At 60.0% G+C, this 15,949-nt stretch carries 19 protein-coding genes; 5 read left to right on the forward strand and 14 right to left on the reverse strand.

What is annotated here, in order from left to right; all coding sequences use genetic code 11:
• Nucleotides 1-81 precede the first annotated feature (81 nt).
• Genes QO231_RS13115 through QO231_RS13135 form a run of 5 tightly spaced genes read right to left on the reverse strand, consistent with a single transcriptional unit; the run spans nt 82 to nt 5,276 of the window.
• Nucleotides 82-858, reverse strand: a complete 777-nt coding sequence (locus QO231_RS13115) for an ABC transporter ATP-binding protein (protein WP_316777010.1) — start codon at nt 856-858, stop codon at nt 82-84.
• Nucleotides 851-1,693 carry an ABC transporter ATP-binding protein gene (locus QO231_RS13120; protein WP_316777012.1) on the reverse strand — a complete coding sequence of 281 codons (843 nt, stop codon included), beginning with the start codon at nt 1,691-1,693 and terminating at the stop codon, nt 851-853. The genes QO231_RS13115 and QO231_RS13120 overlap by 8 nt, the downstream gene beginning before the upstream one ends.
• Entirely contained in the window at nt 1,690-2,619 is a 930-nt protein-coding gene (gene nikC, locus QO231_RS13125; protein WP_316777015.1) for a nickel transporter permease, read from the reverse strand. The genes QO231_RS13120 and nikC overlap by 4 nt, the downstream gene beginning before the upstream one ends.
• Entirely contained in the window at nt 2,616-3,677 is a 1,062-nt protein-coding gene (locus QO231_RS13130) for an ABC transporter permease (protein ID WP_316777019.1), read from the reverse strand. The genes nikC and QO231_RS13130 overlap by 4 nt, the downstream gene beginning before the upstream one ends.
• 9 nt (nt 3,678-3,686) lie before the next feature.
• The gene (locus QO231_RS13135; protein WP_316777022.1) at nt 3,687-5,276 is read right to left on the reverse strand and encodes an ABC transporter substrate-binding protein; all 1,590 of its coding nucleotides are present in this window, start codon (nt 5,274-5,276) and stop codon (nt 3,687-3,689) included.
• Between the two features lie 216 nt (nt 5,277-5,492).
• Here QO231_RS13135 and QO231_RS13140 point away from each other — a divergent pair, with 216 nt between their 5' ends.
• Complete coding sequence (locus QO231_RS13140; protein WP_316777024.1) at nt 5,493-6,554, forward strand: dipeptidase; 1,062 nt, start codon at nt 5,493-5,495, stop codon at nt 6,552-6,554.
• A 9-nt stretch (nt 6,555-6,563) separates the two neighbouring features.
• On the opposite strand, the gene QO231_RS13145 is transcribed toward QO231_RS13140, so the two are convergent.
• From QO231_RS13145 to QO231_RS13160, 4 genes are all read right to left on the reverse strand, one after another.
• Nucleotides 6,564-7,298 (reverse strand): DUF1194 domain-containing protein, encoded by a 735-nt coding sequence (locus tag QO231_RS13145; RefSeq protein ID WP_316777026.1) that lies wholly within the window; start codon nt 7,296-7,298, stop codon nt 6,564-6,566.
• The gene (locus QO231_RS13150; RefSeq protein WP_316777028.1) at nt 7,265-7,693 is read right to left on the reverse strand and encodes a VOC family protein; all 429 of its coding nucleotides are present in this window, start codon (nt 7,691-7,693) and stop codon (nt 7,265-7,267) included. Before QO231_RS13150 ends, QO231_RS13145 begins: the two co-directional genes overlap by 34 nt.
• Nucleotides 7,694-7,760: 67 nt before the next feature.
• Nucleotides 7,761-9,185, reverse strand: a complete 1,425-nt coding sequence (locus QO231_RS13155) for a surface lipoprotein assembly modifier (RefSeq protein WP_316777031.1) — start codon at nt 9,183-9,185, stop codon at nt 7,761-7,763.
• 11 nt (nt 9,186-9,196) lie between these two features.
• A complete protein-coding gene (locus QO231_RS13160) occupies nt 9,197-10,075 on the reverse strand; it encodes a transferrin-binding protein-like solute binding protein (protein ID WP_316777034.1) in 879 nt (292 codons plus the stop codon).
• Nucleotides 10,076-10,261: 186 nt separating this feature from the next.
• Here QO231_RS13160 and thyX point away from each other — a divergent pair, with 186 nt between their 5' ends.
• Together thyX and QO231_RS13170 are read left to right on the forward strand one after the other, a co-directional pair.
• Nucleotides 10,262-11,167: an FAD-dependent thymidylate synthase gene (gene thyX / locus QO231_RS13165; protein WP_316777036.1), complete on the forward strand. Its 906-nt coding sequence runs from the start codon at nt 10,262-10,264 to the stop codon at nt 11,165-11,167.
• A 148-nt stretch (nt 11,168-11,315) separates the two neighbouring features.
• Nucleotides 11,316-11,633 (forward strand): HPF/RaiA family ribosome-associated protein, encoded by a 318-nt coding sequence (locus QO231_RS13170; protein WP_316777038.1) that lies wholly within the window; start codon nt 11,316-11,318, stop codon nt 11,631-11,633.
• 537 nt (nt 11,634-12,170) lie between these two features.
• On the opposite strand, the gene QO231_RS13175 is transcribed toward QO231_RS13170, so the two are convergent.
• Entirely contained in the window at nt 12,171-12,377 is a 207-nt protein-coding gene (locus tag QO231_RS13175) for a cold-shock protein (protein ID WP_316777040.1), read from the reverse strand.
• Nucleotides 12,378-12,596: 219 nt separating this feature from the next.
• On the opposite strand from QO231_RS13175, the gene QO231_RS13180 reads away from it, so the two are divergent.
• Both QO231_RS13180 and QO231_RS13185 read left to right on the forward strand, forming a co-directional pair.
• Nucleotides 12,597-12,914, forward strand: coding sequence for an arsenate reductase family protein (locus QO231_RS13180; RefSeq protein WP_316777042.1), 318 nt, complete (start codon nt 12,597-12,599; stop codon nt 12,912-12,914).
• 39 nt (nt 12,915-12,953) lie between these two features.
• Nucleotides 12,954-13,322 (forward strand): hypothetical protein, encoded by a 369-nt coding sequence (locus tag QO231_RS13185; protein ID WP_316777043.1) that lies wholly within the window; start codon nt 12,954-12,956, stop codon nt 13,320-13,322.
• A 48-nt stretch (nt 13,323-13,370) separates the two neighbouring features.
• Here the strand turns inward: QO231_RS13185 and QO231_RS13190 are convergent, their stop codons facing one another.
• From QO231_RS13190 to QO231_RS13205, 4 genes are read right to left on the reverse strand one after another with little or no spacing between them, the layout of a single operon-like run.
• Nucleotides 13,371-13,919 (reverse strand): DoxX family protein, encoded by a 549-nt coding sequence (locus QO231_RS13190; protein WP_316777045.1) that lies wholly within the window; start codon nt 13,917-13,919, stop codon nt 13,371-13,373.
• A gap of 4 nt (nt 13,920-13,923) precedes the next feature.
• The gene (locus QO231_RS13195; protein ID WP_316777383.1) at nt 13,924-14,676 is read right to left on the reverse strand and encodes a DNA-binding domain-containing protein; all 753 of its coding nucleotides are present in this window, start codon (nt 14,674-14,676) and stop codon (nt 13,924-13,926) included.
• A gap of 2 nt (nt 14,677-14,678) precedes the next feature.
• The gene (bufB, locus tag QO231_RS13200; protein WP_316777048.1) at nt 14,679-15,536 is read right to left on the reverse strand and encodes an MNIO family bufferin maturase; all 858 of its coding nucleotides are present in this window, start codon (nt 15,534-15,536) and stop codon (nt 14,679-14,681) included.
• Nucleotides 15,537-15,592: 56 nt separating this feature from the next.
• Nucleotides 15,593-15,895 carry a BufA1 family periplasmic bufferin-type metallophore gene (locus tag QO231_RS13205; protein WP_316777049.1) on the reverse strand — a complete coding sequence of 101 codons (303 nt, stop codon included), beginning with the start codon at nt 15,893-15,895 and terminating at the stop codon, nt 15,593-15,595.
• Between the last annotated feature and the right edge of the window lie 54 nt (nt 15,896-15,949).

Below are 15,949 nucleotides of genomic sequence, written 5' to 3' on the forward strand. Positions count from 1 at the left end.
GTGCGTGAAGTGGTCAAGCAATCCTAGCGTGTCTGCTCCCGATGCGTAAGGGGGTGCACAGACCATCGGGCCCGCCGCCGCCTAGTCGAAACTCACAAACGACTTGGCGACATCGCGGTCATACCGCCCGCTCGCGGTCAGGAGTTGCCTTGTATAGTCTTGTTTCGGCGTGCCAGAGCGCAGTTGTTCTGTCGTCAACACCTCGGCAAAGCGCCCCCGGTTCATCACGGCGACGCGCTCGCACATATGGGCGACGACGGCGAGATCGTGACTGACCATGAGATAGGTCAGCCCGCGTTCGCGTTGAATACGTTTCAGCAGGTTCAGGATTTCGGCCTGTACCGACACGTCCAGCGCCGAGGTCGGCTCATCCAGCAACAGTATCTCGGGTTCAAGGATCAGGGCGCGCGCGATCGCAATCCGCTGCCGCTGTCCGCCCGAAATTTGATAGGGATAGCGAAACCGCATCTCTATCCCTAGACCCACATCCTCCAGCGCCGTGAGAACCCGCGCCTCACGCCGGTCCATCCGATGAATTTCCAGAGGTTCCATCAGGATATCATTGATCGTGTGCCGGGGGTGCAGCGATCCGTAGGGGTCCTGAAACACCATCTGCATGCGTCGGGTGGTCTTTCGGTCGCGGCGATGCTCAAGTTCGGCACCGGCGATCTTTATCGAGCCTGTCCAGTCCTGCGTCAGCCGAGAGATCGCGCGAAGGACGGTTGATTTGCCCGAGCCGGATTCACCAACCAAACCAAAGGATTCTCCCGCCTCGATGCGAAACGATACGTCCTGCACCGCGCGCAATTCGGATCGACCCTGCCCAAATGTCACGTTGAGTTCGCTGACGTCAATCACCTGCTGTCACCCATGCCGGATCACGCTGCAACACCGGCAGCATATCCTGTGGCTCGTCCAGTTCCGGTACGCAGTTGAGCAGACCGCGCGTATAGGGGTGCTTTGCTTCGTTCAGACGACCGGCTTCAATCACTTCCATGACCCGACCGGCATACATGACCAGCACCCGGTCACAGAACGACGCGACAAGGTTCAGGTCGTGGCTAATCAGGATCAGCCCCATACCCCGTTCGCGCACCATGTCATCGAGCAGCGCCAGCACTTGCATCTGTACCGTCACATCCAGCGCCGAGGTTGGCTCATCCGCAATGATGATGTCCGGGTTCGGGATGAGCATCATCGCGATCATCACCCGCTGCCCCATACCGCCCGATACCTGATGCGGATACATCTGATACACTTTTTCCGGTTCTCGGATCTGCACGGTTTTCAGCATCTGCAAGGCCTGCGCCCGCGCCTCGCGCCTGCTGGCCGAGGAATGCACCAGAAACGCTTCGGCGATCTGGTCGCCGACCCTCAGCACCGGGTTCAGGGAGTAGCGCGGGTCCTGCATGATCATCGAAATCCGCGCCCCGCGAATACCACGCATCTTGCGTTCCGAAGCAGTCATCAGGTCAATTCCGTCAAACTCCATCTTGTCGGCCGATACGCGCCCGTTGCCCGCCGACAGGCGCAGCAGGGCGCGACCGGTCTGTGACTTGCCCGAGCCCGACTCCCCCACGATGCCCAGCCGTTCGCGACCGAGATCAAACGACACCCCGCGCACGGCCTTGACCGGCCCCCTGTGGGTTTCAAACGTGACCCGCAGGTCCTTGACGGAGAGCAGCGGCGTCATGTGTCGGTGTTCTTCGGATCAAGGGCGTCGCGCAGGCCGTCACCCAACAGGCAAAAGCCGAGGCTGACCACGAAGATCGCGATGCCGGGCACCGTCGGCACCCACCATTGATCCAGCAGCAACTGCCGCCCGGTCGAGATCATCGCACCCCATTCCGGCAGCGGCGGCTGTGCGCCTAGCCCCAGAAAGCCAAGCCCCGCCGCCGTCAGGATGATCCCCGCCATGTCCAGCGTCAGCCGCACGATGACCGACGACAGACAGATCGGCACCACGTGGCGGCGCAGAATGCGAAAGGTGGATGCGCCCTGTGCCTGTGCGGCAAGGATGAACTCCGCATTTCGGATGGTCAGAACCTCGGCCCGCGCAATTCTTGCATAGGGCGACCATGTGGTCAGGGCGATGGCGAGCACCGCGTTCTCCAGCCCCGGACCCAGGGCCGCCACCAGTGCAAGGGCGAGGATCAGGCGCGGGAACGCCAGAAAGATATCGGTGATGCGCATCAGCACATTGTCGACCCATCCGCCGAGATAGCCAGCGATCGTGCCAATCGCCAATCCGATCGGCACGACGATGACCGAGACAAGCCCGACGATATACAGCGTGATGCGCGAGCCCCAGATGATCCGGTCATAGATGTCGCGGCCCAGTTGATCGGTGCCCAGCCAATGTTCGGCGCTGAACGGTTGCAGCCGGTTCGCAAGATCGGGTTCCAACCCGTTGGTCGCGGTCAATACCGGCGCAAAGATCGCCATCAGGATCAGGCCAAGAATAATCACTAGACCCGTCATCGCGATCGGGTTTGACCGAAACGCCAGCCAGCTCAGATAGCTGCGCTGACAGCGGGCCTGAAATTTCGATTGCGGGGCAGGGGACATGAGCCATGCACGCAGCCCGCCGTTGGCCTTCGGTGCGTTGCTGTCACTCATGACCGTGCCCTTGGATCGACCAGTTTATAAAGCAGGTCCGACAGCATGTTGATTCCGACAAAGCAGGTGCCGACGACAACTGTTCCGCCAAGGACCGCGTTCATGTCGGCGTTGAACAGCGATGTGGTGATATACTGGCCGATACCGGGCCAAGAAAACACCGTTTCGGTCAGAACCGAACCTTCCAGCAGCGACGCATAGGTCAGCCCGATGATCGTGATGAGCTGCACCAACACATTGCGAAAGGCATGGCGCCAGATCACCGCCGGTTCGCTGACACCTTTGACGCGGGCGGTCAGGATGTATTCCTGATTGAGCTGGTCCAGCATGAAACTGCGCGTCATCCGTGCGATATAGGCGAGTGCGAATGCGCCAAGGATCGAGGCGGGCAGGATCAGGTGCGAGATTGCATTCCGGAAGATGTCCCATTCTCCGGCAAGGGCGGCGTCGATCAGGATGAATCCGGTTTGCGTCTCGACGATTCCGTCAAGATAGACATCCAGTCGCCCGGGCCCCGCGACCCAGCCAAGATTGCCGTAAAAGATCAACAGGGCGACCATGCCCAGCCAGAACACCGGAACGGAATAGCCGATAAGGCCCAGCACCCTGACTGCGTGGTCGATGAACTTTCCCTGATTGACCGCGGCCCAGACGCCCATCGGCACACCGATCAGCACTCCCATCAGGGTTGCGATGGTGGCCAGTTCCAGCGTTGCGGGAAAGAACCGCTTGATGTCCTCCAGCACCGGCTGCGAGGTCATGATCGAGGTGCCCAGATCGCCATGGGCCAGTTCGTTCAGATAGCGACCGTATTGTTCGTAGATCGGGCGATCCAGGCCCATTTCCAGATAGACCCGGTCATAGGCTTCCTGCGGGGCGCGATCGCCGATGATGGCCAGAACCGGGTCAGTTGGCATCACCCGTCCGATGGTAAATGTGATCGCGGTCAAACCGATGAAGGTCAGAACCAACGTCAACAGCACATTCGCGACGGCCTTCAACGGGCGCTGCAGCGACAGAGATGAGCCTGTCGCTGCAGCTGTGCTTGTTTCGGTCAAATCACCGGCCTATTTGGTGATATTGCGATAGAAGATGAGATCGAATGTCGCTCCCGAGACATAGCCCTCGACCTCTTTGCGCAGCACCGCCTGTTCGGTCTGCTGGAACATGATCGCATAGGGCGAATTGCTCTGAAGGCCCTTCTGGATCTCCTGATACAGCGCTTCGCGTTTGCCCAGATCCGGCTCGTTCCGGGCCTCGACGACCATCGCGTTCATGTTGTCATCCGCCCAGGCATTGCGCCAGGCCAGAACGCCGGTCAGCTTGGCCTCGGGCCGGTTGTCCGGGTTATGTGCAAAGGCATCAAGATTGGAATGCGGATCGACATAATCGGGCGACCATTGTGCCAGGATCAGCTGATGCTTCTGCGCGCGGTACATCGGCCACAGCGTCTTGCCTTCGGCTGTGGTGATGGTGGCCTTGATCCCGGCCTGCGCCAGGGTTGCCTGCACCGACTGGGCAATATCAGGGTATGGAGAGTCCGTCAGCGTGTCGATCGCAACTTCGAACCCGTCCGGATAGCCCGCTTCGGCCAGCAACGCCTTGGCCTTGTCTACATCAAGGCTGAACGGGGTTTCGTCGTATGACCCCCAGAGACCTGACGGCCACGCCGCCTGATGCACCTGAAACTGACCCTGAAGGAAGCTGTTGGCCATGCCTTCGTAGTCGACAAGATAGCGCAGCGCCTCGACAACCTTGGGACTGCCAAGGATCGGATCACTGGAATTGGCCGCCATGTAAATCAGCGCGCCCTTGGGATCGGCCTGCACTTTGAGGTCCGCATTGGTCGAAATGCCCTCGATCTGATCCGGTGTCAGGTTGCGGGCGAGATCGATATCCCCTTTTTCGATCAGGAGCCGTTGTGCCGATGGCTCCGGCACGTGGCGGATGATCACGCGTTTCACACCCGGTGCACCGTGGCGATAGTTCGGGTTGGCTTCCAGAGTCACCAGTTCATTGGCCTTCCACGCCTTGAGCACAAAGGCTCCGGACCCGGCGCTGTTGGTTTTCAGCCAGCCATAGCCCAAGTCGCCATCGACCTCATGGGCCATGACCTCTTTCATGTCGACGACCGATGCGATGCCCGCTGACAGTGCATTCAGCACCAGCGCCGGCGAAAACTCCTCGGTGATGGTGATCTTGGCCTTGTCACCATCGACCACCACCAGCTCATCGACGTTTTCCGGCGTCCAGCCGAACTGTGAAAAGATGAAGGAGGGCGTCTTGCCCAGCTTGATCACCCGGCGAAGGCTGTAGACCACATCCTCTGCGGTCACCGGATTGCCGGAATGAAAGGTCATATCGGGGCGGATGGTGAAGGTGATGGTCTTGCCATCCTCCGATATGTCCCAGCTTTCGGCGACGCCGCCGACCAGGGTCTTGAGATCTTCGGCTTCGAACATCATCACGCGGTCATAGATGTTGGCAATCACTTCGCCGCCGGAAAACTCGAACACCTCCGCCGGGTCGAGCGTGATGATATCGGCGAAATCCTTGGCCATCACGAATGTGTCTTTGGGCGGTGCAGCCTGTGCTGACAGGCTTAGCATTGCCGATACAAGCATGGCCAACGGCCAGGCAATCAGTTGCCTTAACATGGTCTTCATCCTATTAACTCCCTGTTTTTGTGCCTGTTCTGTAGATACCGACGGCATGTCGATCCGTGCCGGATGCCGAGTCGATCTGTCAGGCCTGCGCCTACCGTTGAGGATTCAGAGCCAGTCGTCAATAATGACGTCATTGTTTCCATCATGCGGAAACCTGTCGTTTTCGTTTGAACTGCCATGCGCGCCAAATTCACTCAGGAGCCTTTGATGACCGAACTCGTTCCCGTCTTTGATGGACATAACGATACTCTGCTGAAGCTCGAAATCGCCGCTCGACTGGGCAGACCCCTGACCTTTGCGCAGGCCAATGCGACGCTGGATATCGATCTGCCCGCTGCCCGGAAGGGTGGATTTGCAGGGGGCTTTTTTGCGATGTTCACGCCGTCGCGCCTGGATCGATTCGGCGTGGACTTTGATTATGATGATCCCAGCAACTTTGATCCGATCAGCCAGTCCGAGGCGTTGAATTTCACGTTGGCGATGTTCGCGCGGATGAGGCGACTTGAGCGCGAATTGCCCGAGGACCTGGCAATCTGTGAGCACGCGGCGGATGTGCGGTCGGCAATCGGGCGCAACCGAATCGCCATGATTCCGCATATCGAGGGGGCGGAATGTATCGACACCGAACTCAACGCGCTTGAGGTTCTGCATGCGGCAGGGCTGCGTTCGCTCGGGCTGGTGTGGTCCCGCGACAACGCCTTTGGTCACGGTGCTCCGATGGAGGCGCAGCCGCAGCTTGATCCGGGACAAGGGCTGACCGATGCCGGGTTCGAACTGGTCCGGGAATGTGACCGCCTCGGCATCCTCGTCGATCTGTCACACCTCACCGAGGCCGGTTTCTGGGATGTGGCGTCGACCACGAACAAGCCCTTGATCGCCACCCATTCCAATGCACATGCCGTGTCGCCCAGTGGACGAAACCTGACCGACCGGCAATTGTCGGCGGTGGCAGAATCCGGCGGTGTCGTAGGCCTGAATTTTCATGTCGGATTCTTGCGAGCCGACTGCAAACAGTGCAGAGACACGCCCGTCGCCCAGATGATCCGGCATCTGGATCACATGATCGGAATCCTGGGGGAAAACGGCGTTGCCCTCGGCTCGGATTTTGACGGTTGCCTGCTCCCGCGCGAGATCGGCGGCGTGGCGGGCCTTCCGATTTTGGTTGCGGCCATGCGGGATGCCGGGTTTGGCGATGCGCTGATTGACAAGATCTGTCACGAAAACTGGCTGTCTGCGCTCGAAAAATCTGTACCGATCCCTGCCGCGTGACGCCTGAGATCAGCCCGGTCCTGGACCAATGTCCAACGCGCCCAGACTCGGCACGTCCAGTTCGCGTTCCAGTTTGCGGCGCATAGCGCGTTCGTAATCCTGAAATCCCTGTGCAATCTCAAGAAACGCGCCGGGACCATGCAAGACTTCATCGCGATAGAACTCGATGAGCGTCACCTCGGCATCGTACTCGGCGGCATTGACGACCAGACCATTTACGGTCACGCCCTCAAAGGGAAATTCGGCATAGGCAGCGGCGGGCGGGAAACCCTCGTTGTTCTCACCATCTCCCGCCATGTCCAGTGTGCTGAACAGGCAATCCGGCGCGCGTGAAAGCAAACCGGCCCCATAGCCAAGCGCATAGCCGATGGCGGTCGGAAACTCGTTGTGGCTGCGCTCTGATCGCCCGATCATGCTTGCCACATCCACCAGCGTTGCCTGATCCGCAATCAGCCGCCAGTCGACAATGATCTGCTGATTGTACCGTCCGCTCCACTCATACACCGCCAGCGCCACCGGAAAATCGCTGGCGAAGAACGCGCGCTGCACTTCGGGTGCAATCAGAGAGGCGGCAAGCCCGCTCCGCTGCAGTTGGTCTTCGGCTTCGTCCACCGAAGACGACACATCAATTGCAAGGGCCAGTGCCAATCTGCATTCGGCGGCTTCTGCGCCACCGGCAAGCGCCAATCCCAACGCGGCGGCGCGGGCAATCACCAATGGCCGATATTCTCCATGCTGGTCCATGGCTCGGCAGGCTCAAGCGACTCGCCGGCCTGCAACAACTCGATCGAGATATTGTCGGGGCTGCGAACAAAGGCCATGCGCCCGTCGCGCGGCGGGCGGTTGATGGTGACACCCTTGTCCATCAGGTGCTGGCACATGTCATAGATGTTGTCGACGCTATAGGCGAGATGCCCGAAATGGCGGCTGTCACTGGGCAGACCCTCGTCACCATCCCAGTTGTAGGTCAGCTCGACCGGGCATTCCTCCTGCCCCGGGGCGGCCATGAAGATCAGGCTGAAACGTCCTTCTTCGCTGTCCATATGCCGGGTCTTTTGCAACCCCAGAAATTCGAAAAACGCCACCGTCTTGTCCAGATCGGCGACGCGCACCATCGTGTGAAGATATCGAATGGTCATATTGGTCTCCTTACTGACTGGCACATTAGCGTGTTCCGGCACGAGAACCAGTACGGCCACGGCGATTTCAGAATTTTGATCCGACGCCGAGCGACACCGAGACTTCACGCGAGGAATAGCGGCTGAAGTTGGAGTCCTTGCGCCCGGTGCGCAAACGCAGCGTCGGTACGAACCCTGCGTAATCATAGCGATCAAAGATCAGCGTCAGGTCCCCGTAAACCGATTTGTCGGTCCGGGGGACCGCGCCGGTGATGCTGAACAGGTACTGATCGTAGTTGGTATAGCCCATCACCAAACCCATCGACAAACGCGCAGGACCAACGGCATGCCGCAGCGTGTAGCTGGCGCGCATCGATACCGTCGAATAGGTGCCATTGATGCTGACTGCATCCGCGTCCTGAAACGCCAGCGCAAGGTTGAAGATATCGCCGTTTTCCAATGCCTTGCCAAAGTCGGCCCCGAGGCTCAGAACCCGCGCATCATTGGTTGTATAGCGCGCATCATACCGGCGTTCGGCATTTGCGCGCAGGGCGAACCGCGTGTCGGGATCGGGTCGCCAGCTGCGTACGGCACCCACCCGCGCAAAGCGATAGTTGCGTTCACCACCATACCAGCTTTCGCCAAACGACACGTCAAAGGTGGCCTGACCCGGGGTATTCGCCGTTCCGATCGCAAGCGTGTGCGACAGGGATACGGCGGCGTAGGTCGATGCGAAATCCGAGCCGACGGCATCCGTTGCGGTTGCCTTGGCGCTGCCGGACAGCGACACCCGTTCGACATATAGCCGCGCGCTCAGGGATGTCATGCTGTTCTCATCGATGTGCAGACGATAGGACGGCGCGATGTCCAGCGATCCGATCAGCCCAGACAACGCCAGCCCGGCCCCGGAAATCGTGCCCTCGTCGGGGACGCCGTCAATGATGTTGCGCGAGGTGTCGGAGCCGTTGTTCACATTGTCCGAAGGGCGCAGGTCGGCCCGCAGGCGCAGCGACCAGGGATTGACCTGACGCAGCAGCTTGTAGTCTTGCGCGACGCGTTCTTCATCCGCTTCTGTTGGCGCGTGGATCGCGGTGCGGCGCAACCAGAGTTGCGACAGGCTGTATTGCTCGCCCGCGAATGCCATTCGCGCGGCAAGCTGTGCGGCTTCAAAGCGTGCCGGCCCGGCATCCGCATAGCGATAGGCGTAACCCGCGGCGCGGCGGGCGAGTTGCGGGTCGCCCAGCCGGGCATAGCTGCGGGCAATGATGTAATAGGCGAGCGGGTCCTTGGGATCAGTCTTGAGCACCGCCTTTGCCAGCTGAATGGCAAGACCCGGATCGCCGGATTCCAGTGCAGCGATTGCCATGTTGCGGACCTGCGCGGCATCAAGCTCGATTGGCTCGGCAACACTTTCCTGCGCCGAATAGGCGATCAGGCAGAGCAACACCGCGAGGCATTGCACCATCCGTCGAAGCGGATCAGGCCGGGGGCGGGATGAAGCGGGGCTCGGCATCCGCCGGACCCTCAGTTGCTGCGTTCAAGCACGAACAGGCCGAACTCTTCCACACCAGACACGCCGGCGACATGGTCTGATGCAAAGAGGGCACCCGCGACGGAATTGGCATTCGGTCCACCAAAGGCACCGCCATAGTCGCCCGTTGGCTGCTGATCCTGTGTGACATCGCCGGCAAAGGAGCCATCCGCCTGAATTTCGGCCGGAGCGATCTGAAGCGTCTCCAGAGCGGTGCCTTGCGCAGCATATGTGCGATTGTATATCTGGCCCTTGACGCGCATGGCCGAGAAATCCGCATCGATCCGTGCATCGCCAAATACGCGCGCCGCCTGTCTCGGAACAACAGCGGGGTCTGTGCCCGGCGGAACCGGGAGCAGCGCATCGCCGTTGTCGGGGAGGTTCATGAGGCCCACATACTCTCCGTCATACCGCACATCGGCATTTGCCGTGTTCGGCGCCGGCACAGCAAAGCCGTTTGCAGAGTAGGTGGCCCCGCCATTGTAAAATCCATCCAGACCACCGGACACGACCAGTACCCCCTGGGCACCGGTTACCGAGCGCGCATAGGCGGTGGTATGGGTGTTCAGTGCATCGGGCTGCCGCTCGAATGCCTGATACTCGCCGCCAGGGGAGTCCAGGGATGCCTCTCGCACATACTCGACTGGCAGCGGAGTGCCGTTGAACGCGACACCGGTCACCACGAGACGCGGATTGGTCGGATCCGGCGTATAGGCTGCGGCGTCCAGATCGCTTGAGACGGCTTCCGGAATGGGGCTCGTCGGATCAACCGGATCCGTACCGCCGCCCCCATCATCCTCAAGGAATGGGTTGCCACCGCTACACGCCGATAGCGCTGTCGCGAGCGCGACACCAAACACAAACCGCTTCATCTGCCTCATCAACCTTTTGATTGGTCGTTTCGATCAGACTCCGCCTCTCACCTCGGAAAGTCAACGCGAATACACGTCAAAGACGAGTAACGTGGCCAATGAGTGACCCTGATATAGTGGTTCACGCGCGGGAAATCACAATATACAGTAAAGGTCTCAACAGATTCTGCCGGGAAAGGATTCGCCATGCCGCTGTCACCAGAACAACAGGCCGAAATCGATGCGTTGCGGGGCAATCCGCAACCCACGCTGCGCACCGTCGCGCCGGGGATGGAAAAGCATCTCTATCAGGCACGCCCGGTCCTGGACCATGGGTTTGTCCGGGTGATAGACTATATGGGCGACGACGCCGCAATCTGTCAGGCGGCGCGGGTGAGCTATGGAAAGGGCACAAAGTCGGTGCAGAACGACGAGGGGCTGATCCGCTATCTGATGCGACACTGGCATTCGACCCCGTTCGAGATGTGCGAGTTGAAACTGCACGTCAAACTGCCCGTATTCGTCGCCCGCCAGTGGATCCGACACCGCACCGCGAACGTGAACGAATACTCGGCCCGCTATTCGATCCTGGACCGCGAATTCTATATTCCGGCACCCGAACACGTCAACGCCCAGTCCGAGGTCAACAACCAGGGCCGGGGCGACGTGTTGCAAGGGGAAGAGGCGGCGCGGGTGCTTGAGATCCTCAAGGCGGATTCCGCGCGCTGCTATGACAACTACGAGGCGATGATTTCCGCCGACGGACAGGCCGGTCTGGCCCGCGAACTTGCGCGGATGAACCTGCCCGCGAACATCTATACGCAATGGTACTGGAAGGTGGATCTGCACAACCTTTTCCACTTCCTGCGCCTGCGCGCCGATGCCCACGCCCAATACGAAATCCGCGTCTATGCCGACACCATCTGCGAAATGGTCGCCGACTGGGTGCCCGCCGCCTATGGCGCGTTCGAGGATTACCGCATGGGCGCGGTCACCATGTCGTCCCAGATGGTCGAGTGCCTGAGGCGAATGCTGAAGGGCGAGACCGTGACCAAGGAAAACTCGGACATGAGCGCGCGGGAATGGCGGGAGTTTGAAGAGGTGATCAAATAACACGTCGCTCCGCGTTTATCTAATCCCCGAGAGTGATGGCCTCACTCTTCCAAAGGGGCCGGAATGGCGGCGTTCTCCCGCGCCCGGCCCCTTGAAACCCCCACCTTCCGTACTTACCCCTTGAGATGAAGTTCAAGGGAGATTGCCAATGCAAATTCAGGTCAACACCGACAATTTCATCCATGGCGACGAACGGGTTGCCGAGGTGGCGGAACTGGCCGTGACGTCGGAGCTTGGTCACCTCGAAGATCGACTGACACGTGTCGAGGTGCATCTCAAGGATCAGAACGCGGACAAGCACGGCCCGGATCACATCCGGTGTACGATAGAGGCCCGGCCACGAGGGATGGGGCCTTTGGCTGCTCATCACGATGCGGCCAACATTCCCGCTGCTCTCAAGGGCGCGGTGAGAAAGCTTCGCGCCCGCCTGTCGAGCGAATTCGACAAGCACGACGCGCGTCACTAAGTCCACTGGCGAAGCAGGACTGTGATGTTGACATATATCTCACGGTGGATTGGCCATGCCTCGCGGTTCAGGCATCGGTGCTGTGGGTCGCCGTGGTGATGTGCATTGAGAAAAGGAATCTACTCTAGCGTGAATTTAGCTGACCCGGCGTCACTTCATGGGAGAAACCTTCAAAGATTCTCGGTGATTCGGCCCGGAAACACACTGTTTCCGGTTTGTTAGGGGTGGACTCGACTCGGCCAGACCGGGATTATCTTGGGATTGGTGCGTATGCCTGTCGTGAGTGGTGGGCCATTTTTCAGTAAGTAGTGTTGGCGGCTTGGGGCGTGTTGCATACTGTTGTGTGCGGGCCACACAGGTCAGTACATTGCGGGTGTTGATGCACCGCAGGTCGCCGACCATTTTCATGCGGATCCATGTAAGGGTTGCGGAACGCTGCGCCGGTCGTGCCTCGTGACCATTCTGACAAGCCGATCAAGACTTCAACGCGTCCCGTAAACATGCCGGGACGCGGCGTTTTCTCGTATGCTATGGTGTTCAGAGCGGCTTCAGGTTTGCGGCCATCTCACGACCGTCCCGACCTTCTTCCAGATCATAGTCTACCTTCTGATTGTCAGCGAGGCCGGTCAGGCCCGACCTTTCCACGGCCGATATGTGCACAAACACATCCTTGCCCCCGGTATCGGGCGCAATAAAGCCATAGCCTTTTGTCGTGTTAAACCACTTCACGGTGCCAGTTGGCATTTCCCGTGTCTCCTTCTAATTTACATAGCGCCCCGAAATCGCGGAGGCTTTCCTTGGCACACTCCTCGCGTTCCGTGATTGTTCCGGCTGTCTGGAACAAGTGCACTTAAAAGAAGCGTACTGTTTCCTAAAATCGCACGACCGGGTGAAAAATCAAGAAAAAGGGGCTGCAATTTGGCGGATTGACGGATATTCGCGCACCCAAAGAGGAGAAGCTTCATGGTACTGTATGGGCTCAAGACGTGCGATACTTGCCGCAAGGCGCTGAAATCATTGGCAGAGGCACGTTTCGTTGATGTGCGCAGCGATGGCGTTCCAAAGGACGTCCTTGAGCGCGCGCACGGGCAATTCGGGGCGGCGCTTCTGAATACCCGCTCGACAACCTGGAGAGGGCTGAGCGAAACCGAGCGCGCCCGCCCGCCGCTGGATTTACTTGTCGATCACCCAACGCTGATGAAGCGACCGCTGATCGAAAACGACGGTCAGTTGACGCTCGGTTGGGGTGCGGATGTGCAGGCGGCCCTTGGCGTCGGCTAGGTCGATGCCTATCTCATTGTCACGCACAGGAGGGCAGAGATGCGCAACGCCGCACTGATTTTGGGAGTAATCGCCGGTATCGCCGGCATGTTTGTCGGGTTTTTCAGCTACGGCTACACCGCCGCGATTGAACACTGGGGCGAGATCGAGGGGCTGGCCGTTCAGGTCAGCGACGTCGACATGATCCGCACGATTTCCGTGCTTGCACCTATGCTGGCCATTGCAGGGGGCGCAATGGCGCGGGCACGGGCGCTTTGGGGTGGCGTGTTGTTGATCCTGTCGGCAGGCGGCATGTACCATGCCTTTGGTTTCAACGTGTTCACCATGTTTCCGATCGCCTTTGCGGCGACAGCTGGCCTGTTGGCAGTTGCGGCAGGCAAGCCAGATCAGGAAAGGGCGCATTTCTGATGGGCCCCGGCTTTGAGCCGGGACGCTTTCAGGAGGTCAAAGAACGCCCTAGGAGATCCGACCGGTCAGGCGGTCGAGGGACAGAGGCCCGCCGCCCTTGACCACGATCACCAGCAGAACCATGATCCACAATGTACGCTGGTCCATGATCAGGCTGCCGGAAGCGGCGTCGAACCAGGCGCCAAGGGTCTTAGCGTCCGTGGCCCCATGTCCGACAATGTCTGTGGCCGATTGCAGGATGACAAAGCCGATCATCCCGATCGACGCGAGCCGACTGAAGAGACCCACCACGATCAGCGCGGGCAGGATGAACTCCGCCCAGGTTCCGAGCAATGCGACCGCCCAGTAGAACACGCCCAATTGCGAACTGTCATAGCTTGCCGCCTCCATGGCGCGCGGAAAAATCTGCACATACGCGCCGTCGGAAGGGGAAAAGATGCCAAATATGCCACTGCCGACCTTTGTCGCGGCAGACTTCCAGAAGTAGATCAGCAGAACCGCCGCAAACACAAAGCGCGCGAGGGTTGGCAGGATAAGGCCGGACTGGCGGTCCAGCCAATCAAACACGGCGTTGTGCATCGTGATCAGCGCGGTCATGGGGTCAGTCCTTGTTTGCAAGTGAGAGGATTGCATTCCCGGCGAGGAGCAGGGTCAGCGGTGTGGTCATGTCAAACTCTGTCGCTTCGTGTACGGCGGTTTCGAGTGCGGCGCCAATGCTCTGTCCTTGACCAAGCGCCTCGATCCATGCCGCGCCGCCAGCAGGCAGAACATGGGGTGTCGGGTCGAAATCTGCCCTGGTGATCAGCACGTCCTGAGCGCCCGGCATCGGTTTCGGCGCATCGGCCTGAGTATTGAACCGCCAGATGTCATGAATGGGCCACGCCGAACGCATGACCCGCACCGCAGGTGCCAGCGCAACCTGTGCGCCAAGCAATGATTCGGGTGCCAGGACAGCCAGTGCATCCGGCGAGATCGGGATGCCATCGGCGGCGTGATAGGCGTATCGCAGTTCCAGTTCCAGACGGGCAACGTCGGGCAGGTACCCCAGGTGCGACAGCTGCGGCAGCGTGGTGATGAAGTCGGGCAGGGCCTCGCCATAAAACATCATGACGGGTGATGTCGGTGGATGCGCCCGCACGAACATCCCGGCCAAGCCGTCCATGTTCTCTTTTCCAAGCAATTTGGACAGCACGGGAAAACCCGTGTGAAGCGCGTCGATGAGTGAGACAACCACGTTGTTGCGATAGACATCGAACCGCGCGCCAGCAGGCCGTCCTGCGCCGTCACTCAATCCAGCGGGCGGGCTGCGGGCGGGCTCCAAGAGCGCCTCGCGGAACAGGGCTTGTGGCACCATGTTCACGCGGGCACCCGGTTCAGGGTGGCGGCGGCGCGCGCGGCCTCGTCGCGCAAAACGGGCCAGTCGGGGACATTGTTGTCCCATTCCACCAGAATCGGGAGGGGCCCGGAGCGTGCCATTGTATGTTCGAGCAGCGCCCAGACCGGATCAACCACCGGCGCGGCATGACTGTCTATCAGCAGCGGCGCCCCGTGATCATCCGTGTCTTCGTCATGTCCGCCGACGTGAATCTCGCCGACGTCGGCCAGCGCAAACCCGTCGATATAGTCCTGTGGCGTGGTGCTCAGGTTGGTCGCCGAGACAAAGACGTTGTTGACATCGAGCAGCAAGCCACAACCGGTGCGCCGCACCAGCTCTGCCAGGAACTCCGTTTCAGTCCATGTGCTTTCATCGAAGGCCAGATAACTGGAGGGGTTTTCAAGCAACATCCGGCGGCCAAGACCGGTCTGCACCTGATCGATATGGTCGGCGACGCGCGTCAGCGTGGCGTTGGTATAGGGCAGGGGCAACAGGTCATTCAGAAATTCAGACCCGTGCGTGGACCAGGCGAGATGCTCGGAGAAACTGGCAGGATCCAACCAGCCCAGAAGACGCTCCAATCGCGATAGATGCTCGCGATCCAAAGCGCTTTCACCGCCGATGGAAAGGCCAACGCCATGTACCGAGATCGGAAACCGCTCGGACAGGGCGCGCAACTGTGCCAGCGGCCGCCCGCCTTCGCCCATGTAGTTTTCGGCGTGAATTTCAAGCCATTCGACCGGCCCGGGCGCATTGGTGATCTCGGTAAAATGCTGTGGCTTGTATCCGACCCCGACACCTGCTGGCAGTGCTCTGGCTTTGCGTGTGGAATCCAGCATGACACGGGTGTCCTGTAGGTGGGGCAGGCCGACATCGGCCCGCCCGGATGCGCGGCCTATGCCGGCAGATCGCGTTTCAGGGCTTCGAGCGAGCCATGGCGTTCGGTGCCATCTGCCATTGCCGGTAGCTCCATTTTTTCACAGCTGCCCGAGTCGACAAGTGTCCAGGCGTTGCCCTGGTAGTTCACGGTTGATGTGCCCGCACAGGTGGTGCCGGGACCGGCGGCGCAATCGTTCTGACCGGCCAAGGCGACGCCGTAGCACTTTTCCTTGGCTTGTGCGTTGGCGGTGTTGGCCGTTGCGGCCAGTGCTGCGGCAACGGCACCCGCGACGGCCAGCGTCTTTGCAGTGTTGGACATGGTCTGTCTCCCTAAGAGTGTTGAACGAATTTGATCGGTGATGGTGAAACAATA

The organism is Sedimentitalea todarodis, assembly GCF_032595355.1.
Classification (GTDB): Bacteria; Pseudomonadota; Alphaproteobacteria; order Rhodobacterales; family Rhodobacteraceae; genus Sedimentitalea; species Sedimentitalea todarodis.